Raw genomic sequence first — 7,777 nt, forward strand, 5'->3', positions numbered from 1 at the left:
TCGCGCCGGATTTCGTCGCGCTGCTCGCATGCCGCGTGCTCGAAGGCGTCGGCTATGGCCTGGTGATCGCGCCGCCCGGCACGCTGACGATGCAATGGTTCGGCGAAGGCGAGTGGCCGTACATCAACATGGTCAACTTCTCCTTCGGCTACGTCGGACTCACCGCCGTATTCCGCTCTACCCCTGTCCTGTTCGCGGCGGTCGGATCGTGGCGAATGACCCTGCTGTGGTACGGCGTCGGCTCGGCAGGCGTCGCACTGTTGTGGTCGATCTTCGGACGCGAGCGTCGCACCGAGATCACAACGCCGGCGCCGAGTGCGATCGAAGCGCCGGCTGAACGCGGATCGGCGCTGATGGAAGTCGCGAGGATGCGAAACGTGCTGCTGATCGCCGCCGGGCTCTTCGGCGGCATGTGGGTATTCCAGATTTACACCGCATTCCTGCCCGAGTTCTTCCGCACCTACCGCGGCATGTCGCTCGCCGAAGCCTCGCTGATGACGCAGGTGCTGCCGTTCACCGGACTGTTCGCGGCACTGGGCGGCGGCATCGGCACGGGGATGTCGGGACTGCGCAAACCGTTCACGTGGCCAATCGCGTTTGCGACGCTCCTCGGATGCGCCGGCGCGCTGACGTTTCCCGATCCGACGTGGATTCGCCTGTCGCTGGTGCTGGTCGGTATCGGCTCCGCAGGATCGCTCGCCGCAATCACGACGCTGCTAATGGAACTACCCGGCATGAATCCGATCCGCGTCGGCGCTGCGCTGGGCTTCGTATGGGCGATCGGCTACTTCGGCGCATTCATTTCACCGTTCCTCGGCGGCGCACTCGCCGCCCACATCGGATTGCGCACCGTGATGCTCGGTTTCCTGGTCTTCCAATTCCTGCCAATCGTAACGATGTACTTCCTCCCCGAAACCGGCCCCGGCCGCACCCGCTACGAAATCGCCACCGCGGAAGCCTCGTAAGTTCCAGTCCCGCTGCGGACGTCTTTAATCCGATCCCCCTTCCCACTATGGGAAGGGGTTGGGGTGTTAGGTTCTACGATTTCAGCGCGCCCTTCGGCGCGACTTTCATCAACGCCGCGTGCAGAACCGTATTGTCCGCAATCAACCCTTCGAGCTTCACATCACGTTGATTGAATCGAAGCACGCGCCCTTTGATATCTGTGATCGTTCCTCCCGCCTCGGCCAGCAACGCCGCCCCCGACGCGATGTCCCATTCACTTTTCGGCGATCGCGTGAACGTCGCATCAGCCTTGCCCGCGGCAACCAGCGCGAGCTTGTATGCGACGCTGCCGGTCGGGCTCACGATCAGCATCCCGTGAAACACCTGCCATTCGCCGCGCGCCGTTTCGCTGCGGCTCGCGAGCACGGTCGCGCGTTTGAGCGTCCGCACTCGAGTGACGCGCGCGCGCCGCGTATTCAGATGACATCCGACGCCGCGCGCCGACCAATACATTTCGCGCTTGATAGGATTGTAGGTGACGCCGAGAATTGGCACTCCATCTTCAATCAGCGCGATCGCAACCGAGAACTCGGGAATGCCGTTGATGAACTCCTTGGTGCCGTCGAGCGGATCGACGATCCACACTCGCCGGCATTTCAGCCGGTCGTCGTTGTCAACGGTCTCCTCGGACAGCCATCCGTACGAGGGAAAGGGATCGCGCAGCGCCTTCTTGATCGCGCTGTCCGCCTCGAGGTCCGCCTGCGTGACCGGATTGTCGTGCCCCTTCGAACCAACTTTGAGCCCCTCGCGCTTGTAATAACCGCGCAGGATCTCGCCAGCCTCGCGCGCCGCCTTCTTCGCGAGGTTCAGCTCGCGCGTCAAATCATTTTCTTCCATCGTGTTTTCCAGCCGCGCAAATCCTATCTGCACCTCGATGCCGATTCCATCGCGCTCGAATAGTTCAGGATGAACCACTCGGCCTTACAAAGATGCGCCTGCCCGATTCGCTTGCTACTCTCACGGCATTTGTCTATGTTCGCCGCAACGTTTTGGGGAACTATTTGGCGGGAATTCGAATCTAGCTGAGCCATATCGGCAGCTGGGCGACGATACGCATTAGGAGATCGTATATGACCTTTCGATGGGCGGGGCTGGCTGTTTGTCTATTACTTGTGGTTGCATGGGCGTCACTCGATACCACCGGGTGCGATCCATGCTCTTCGTGCTCGACTACTACTCACCATAAGCGCCCCACGCCTACTTCAACGCCTACAGCGGCCCCGAATGCTTGCCTGCCGTCGAGTTCTCTTTCGGTGCTGGTCCAGGGCACGAACGCCACCGCTTATCTTCCACAGGGGGGCTGGGAGACAGGTACGGCCAGCATCAAAGTTGTACCAATTGAAACCAGTAGTGGACTTGGCACAGGGGGCGCGCCGACTTCGATCACTACCGCGAACATTCCAAACTCATGCTCATCTAATTCCACCACCGGCGAGACGGTATGCGTCGGCAACAACACTGACGTCTACCTGATTAACGGCACGACTCTTACCAGCACCTTGTCCAGCAGCGCGACCGCCGATGAGAGCTTCTCCGGCGGCGAATGCGAAAACTGCGGTGTGGTGGTGGATTCCTCGACTAACCGGGCATTGATCACAATAGGCCTGTCATCCGGCGGCCCGGGTGGGTTCCAATTCCTGGACCTTGGCGGCACGCCCGCATTTGAAACACCGATTCCCGCGGGGACGACGACATCAGAGAACGTTTCTATCGATCCCGTCCGCCACCTGGTGCTGTCGCCGAACGAGGCTTCGCTCTACCAACTGGTCAATATCAGCACCGCGACGGCTGCCCTGTTCAACAATCAGCTCGAGGAAGGGGTACTCGACTCGGCGGCCGAGGATTGCACTACAGGCGTCGCGCTCGCCACCGACGAGGGCACAGGCGATCTTTTCATCGCCGATCTGACTCAGGCGGTATTCACGCCCGGGACCGACGGCGCGCCCGGCACCTGGACCGATCCTGGGAGCCAGTTCCAGAACTTTCCCGAGTTTGATGATTTCTCCGCCGGCACCGACGGCATCGCAGTCGCTCCCGGCACGCACCTGGGTGTAGTTACGGGAGAGTTCGGCGGCAATCTGGAGGGCGTCATTCAGTTGCCTGCCACTTCAGGGACCGGAACGCCCGCCGTCGTTGACTACGCGGCGTTCACGGTGCCAGCTCCTCCGACCGAGGAAATTTGGTCGCAAGGTCTCGATCCTCATACGGTGACCGCTTACGTCAGCCCGAACTCGCACAAGGCTTATGCCGTATTGGAAAATGAGGACTTCAGCTACGTGGCGATCATCGATATTCAGGGGATGCTGAGTGCGCCGCGCACGGGCGCGCACACGGTGACCAATCCGATTCCGGCCGGCATCGTGACGTTCGTGGCGGAGTAGAAACTAGCGCGCGCCGATTAGCAGTTCGGCGATCTGAACGCCGTTGAGCGCGGCGCCCTTGCGCAACTGGTCGCCGACGACCCAGAAGTTCAGCGCGTTGGGGCAGCTCAGATCCTCGCGGACTCGCCCGACGAAGCAGTCGTCCTGCCCCTCGACTACGATCGGCATCGGATAGCGATTCTGCGCGGGATCGTCGAACAGCCGTATCCCCGGAAAGTCCGCAAACGCCTTGCGCGCGTCGGCCGCCGCGATTTTCCGCTCGGTCTCGGCGTTGACGGAAATTGAATGCGCGGTGAAGACCGGCACCCGCACCGTGGTCGCCGAAATCGGCAGCTCGGGCTGGTCGAGGATCTTCCTGATCTCTTTGACCAGCTTGATTTCCTCGCCGGTATATCCACCCTCGACAAAATCGCCGGCCGGAATCAGGTTGAACGCAATCTGATGGGCGAAAAATTTCGACTTGATCGGCTCGCCCTTCGACCACGCCATCGTCTGCTCGCGCAACTCCGCGATACCGTTGACGCCCGAGCCTGAGACCGCCTGGAAACTGGTCGCGACCACTCGCTTCAGGCGCCCGAGGTCATGCAACGGCTTCAGCGGCATTACGGTGACGATGGTCGTGCAATTCGGACACGCAACGATTCCCTTGTGATTGCGCGCGGCAGCGGGATTGATCTCGGGTACCACCAGCGGGACGTCGGGATCCATTCGCCACGCATTCGACTTGTCGACAACGACCGCGCCGGCTTTGACCGCGATCGGCGCGAACTCGCGCGATTGCTCCGAACCGGCGGAGAACAGGACGATGTCGATTCCCTTGAACGAGTTGGCGTCCAGCTTCTCGACCTTTATTGACTCGCCGGCGAACGTCACGGTGGTGCCCGCGGATCGCGCCGACGCATACGCGCGCAGCTCGCGAATCGGGAACTTCCGCTGCTCGAGGATTTTGAGCGTGGTCTGCCCGACCGCGCCCGTCGCACCGATCACTGCTATTCGTTGCCCATTAGCCATCGCGCGATTCTATCGTGATGAAGGTGTTGGAGTGAATAGTTTTGTTGCGATCTGAAAGCCTCGCACAACTGCTAGCGTGACGCGCTTTCGCGCGAGATCCTTCGCTGCGCTCAGGATGACACAAAAAACAGGACGACTTCCTTGTGTCATTCTGAGCGAAAGTTGCTGTAGCGAAGAATCTCGACGGACGCTCCTGCGTCCGGCGTCAGCACTGCCAGCGTTCAAACTTTCTCCATTAGCCAGTCGCTGACCAGCTCGAATACTTCGTCGGATGCTTCCGCCAGGCCGTGGCCGACTCCTGGTAGAATCCTGATCGTCTTCGGCTCGCCCGCTCGATCGTAAAGTGCCTGCGAACTTTCATGCGAGAGAATTGTGTCCGCCCCGCCATGAATCAGCAGCAGCGGCTTGGGCGCCAGCTCACCCGCTACGTGCGCACCCGCGAGCTGACTCGAAAGCGCAATCACGGTGGTGACGATGGGGCTCAGCGTGCCCGCGTTGATCGCGACCGCGCCGCCGAACGAATGCCCAATCAAGGCGACGCGCTGATTTCCGATTCCGCCCAGGAACGTCAGCGCCGCCATCGCATCGACCAGGCATTCGCCGAACTCGTTGGGCGCGCGATAGTCAAGCCGCGCAATCGTGAGTCCGCGCCTGGGCATCTCCAGCCCGAGCCGCGGGTAGAGCATCGACGGCCCGTCGAATCCGCCGATCGCGCCGCTGACGCACAGCACCGCGCGTCCTTTCTCCGGCGCCGAATGCAACACGAGCGGAATCGCGCCGCGCGTCGTGTTGATTATGACCTTGCGCGCCCCCGCAATCTCATCGCCCGGCTCAACCCCGGTAATTCTAAGCGTCAGCCCTTCTTCCAAGGAACCTAACCCCCAACCCCTCTGAGGGGGATTATGTCGGGCTTGACACCCGCGTCCGTTTGCCCGCAAAATGAGCGGCGACGTGACAGGCCGGATTCTACAAACTCTCGTTTTAAGGAAACAGCGTCGGGATCGTCGGACGGCGACGACCCGCCGGTATCGCGCCCGCGAGAAGCGGGCTTCATCGCATGGCCACTAGCGGCGATCCTTTTTTGTGTAGTTGTAGGCGTCGGAACCATACACCTGAAACTCACTTCGTTTCGAAAAGATCGACGCGAGTGCGCTGTACTGGTATCCAAAGCCGGTGATGAGCCGGGTACCGAACGCATCGACGTACCGGATGTAGCCGTAGAGAACCAGAAACACGTCATTGGTGCTGGTAATCAGATCGTAAGTGACATCTGGCAAGCGGGCGTGTGGAAGTTTCGGATCATAGAGCCGATACATCCGAAACAGACTCTCATTTTGTGGAAGAATTTGGCCCGTCATATTCAACGGACGGGCTCCATAGTCGGGCGGTTCGACCATTTCCGTCGCGAGATGAAACTGAACCTTGGACTCGACCAGCCGCACAGACGTTCTGCCGATATTTCTAAATCGAAAAACTATGTAGGTGGCTTCGTCATTCGCCAACTTCGATTCCGGCAGAAAATCCCTAAGCTCGATTTCATCGACAACGATCGCGCCGCGTTCAGATTCTTGTATGCGCGCCATTGCTGAACTGCGATGTAGGCCAAAAGGCCGGTTACAAAGAACAACAGAACAGCGAAAGCCGCTTGTACGACGGCGCTGTCTACAAGGGCTTCTTGGTATTTTTCGCTGCTATCGTCGGGGGCCTTGGTGGCAGTTGGTGCCTGATGTTGATCGGCGCTCTCCTGATTTCCAAAGGAAGGCGTGGCTTGGGGGCTTCCCTCTTCGTCATTGGAATTTTGTGCGCCGCCGCTAGCCCTTGGTATCTGGTTTGGGGCTGGACTTGGTGACTGCGCGCTTACGTTTTGTGCGCCGCTTAGGAGTAATACCAACGCTATCAGGATCAACGCGAACCAGGTGTTTGAGAGCTTCATGGAACGTCAGCGGATGGAGTGAGATGGGTTTTGCTTTCGGCATAGTACTACCCTTCGCGGGAACGGCAATCGGAATTGTCCGCCCCTGTCCACAATCAGATGACTGGCCTTGTCTGGCTGAGGCTTCCGCCAGCGGGCTGACCTCAGCATCCTGCTATCACGTCGAAGAAAATGTTTTTGTTGTCGCGATTGTTGAAGCGGTACTGAAACTCCGCCAGATACAACGGCAGATATTTTTTGCTGACGTTGTGATAGGTGCCGAGCACGCCGCGCTTGAGCAGCGACCAGAACGATTCGACGCTGTTCGTATGAACCTCGCCGCGAACGTATTCGTTCTCGCCGTGCTTGATGACCTCGTGCGGCATTCCCCATTTCAGGTAGCGATAGCCAGCGTGTTCATCGGTCGCGACCAGTTTCACCTTGTCGCTCACGGTATCGCGCACGAATCGAGTCAACGTCTCAGTGTCCGTGTTCTCGATCATCTTGCAGACGATGTTCCCCTTGCGGCTGATCGCGCCGATGACGGGAATCTTGCCAGCGGTGCCGGTTCCGGGCTGCTTCTTGTCCCAATGGCGATTGCGGTTCTTTCCGCCGATATAAGTTTCGTCCACTTCAACCGTGCCGAGCAGCTTGGCCAAGCCGTCATCTTTCATCGCGGCGCGAATCCGCATGACCATATACCACGCCGTCCGGTAATCGCCCGATCCGATCTGGCGATGAATTTGGAGTGCGCTGATTCCCTTCTTGCTCTGAGTCATCAGGTAGATCACCTGAAACCAGATCGAGAGCGGATAGTTGGTGTTCTCGAAAATCGTTTTCGTGATGACGCTGAAACGGTAGCCGTTGCGCTTGCCGCAATCAGCATTCTTGCAGACCCAATGGAACGGGCGTGCCTTCAATTCGTATATGCGCTCGCTCTTGCCGCATCGGGGGCACTTGACGCCATCGGGCCAGCGCATATCGCGCAACAGTGTTTTGCAAGCCGTCTCGTCGCCGAATTGTTTCATCAACTGAGCGAGCGTGATGTTGGGCTGAGTGCAGAGCGGCTTGCCAGCTTCGACCTTCTTGTTCATGCGTCAAATATACGCATTTCAAGTGCGGGTGTCAAGCCCGACATAATCCCCTTCCCGAGCGGGAAGGAGAACAAGATAGTAGGAGGCTGCGCGAGCGGGAGCGGGAACAGTCGTACTCATGACCGAATCGAGAACGGTCCGTCGAGTCGCGCGTCAACCGGATCGCCGAGCATTCGCATCCCGTACCGAATCATCGCTGCCAGCCGCTCGACGCGCGCCAGTAGTTCCGCCTGCTCTTCACGCGGCGCGTCCGCTAGCTCGACGGCGACTGCGGCCAAATTCTCGCGCATCAGTTGCACCGCGCGCTCGAGATTCTCGCGTTCTGGAATGGCGGCGCGAGCTTTGCGCCGCGCCTCCTGGATCTCGGCAAAATC

8 protein-coding genes are annotated in these 7,777 nt (G+C 59.6%); 2 read left to right on the forward strand and 6 right to left on the reverse strand.

Annotated elements, in window-relative coordinates; translation table 11 throughout:
• On the forward strand, positions 1-965 hold a 965-nt coding region (locus WB650_RS04095), incomplete at its 5' end, for an MFS transporter (protein WP_423959546.1).
• A gap of 73 nt (positions 966-1,038) precedes the next feature.
• On the opposite strand, the gene WB650_RS04100 is transcribed toward WB650_RS04095, so the two are convergent.
• On the reverse strand, positions 1,039-1,920 hold the full coding sequence (locus WB650_RS04100) for a 3'(2'),5'-bisphosphate nucleotidase CysQ (RefSeq protein ID WP_422304062.1): 882 nt from the start codon (positions 1,918-1,920) through the stop codon (positions 1,039-1,041).
• A gap of 338 nt (positions 1,921-2,258) precedes the next feature.
• On the opposite strand from WB650_RS04100, the gene WB650_RS04105 reads away from it, so the two are divergent.
• Positions 2,259-3,386, forward strand: coding sequence for a hypothetical protein (locus tag WB650_RS04105; protein ID WP_422304063.1), 1,128 nt, complete (start codon positions 2,259-2,261; stop codon positions 3,384-3,386).
• 3 nt (positions 3,387-3,389) lie between these two features.
• On the opposite strand, the gene WB650_RS04110 is transcribed toward WB650_RS04105, so the two are convergent.
• The 5 genes from WB650_RS04110 to WB650_RS04130 all read right to left on the reverse strand — a co-directional run.
• Positions 3,390-4,397 (reverse strand): aspartate-semialdehyde dehydrogenase, encoded by a 1,008-nt coding sequence (locus tag WB650_RS04110; protein ID WP_423959548.1) that lies wholly within the window; start codon positions 4,395-4,397, stop codon positions 3,390-3,392.
• 221 nt (positions 4,398-4,618) lie between these two features.
• Positions 4,619-5,266 (reverse strand): alpha/beta hydrolase, encoded by a 648-nt coding sequence (locus tag WB650_RS04115; RefSeq protein ID WP_423959550.1) that lies wholly within the window; start codon positions 5,264-5,266, stop codon positions 4,619-4,621.
• A 195-nt stretch (positions 5,267-5,461) separates the two neighbouring features.
• Positions 5,462-5,980 carry a hypothetical protein gene (locus WB650_RS04120; RefSeq protein WP_423959551.1) on the reverse strand — a complete coding sequence of 173 codons (519 nt, stop codon included), beginning with the start codon at positions 5,978-5,980 and terminating at the stop codon, positions 5,462-5,464.
• 493 nt (positions 5,981-6,473) lie between these two features.
• On the reverse strand, positions 6,474-7,403 hold the full coding sequence (locus tag WB650_RS04125; RefSeq protein WP_423959553.1) for an IS1595 family transposase: 930 nt from the start codon (positions 7,401-7,403) through the stop codon (positions 6,474-6,476).
• Positions 7,404-7,519: 116 nt separating this feature from the next.
• On the reverse strand, positions 7,520-7,777 hold a 258-nt coding region (locus WB650_RS04130), incomplete at its 5' end, for a hypothetical protein (RefSeq protein ID WP_423959555.1).

The organism is Binatus sp. (SeqCode) (genome assembly GCF_049584895.1).
Lineage (GTDB): Bacteria > Desulfobacterota > Binatia > Binatales > Binataceae > Binatus.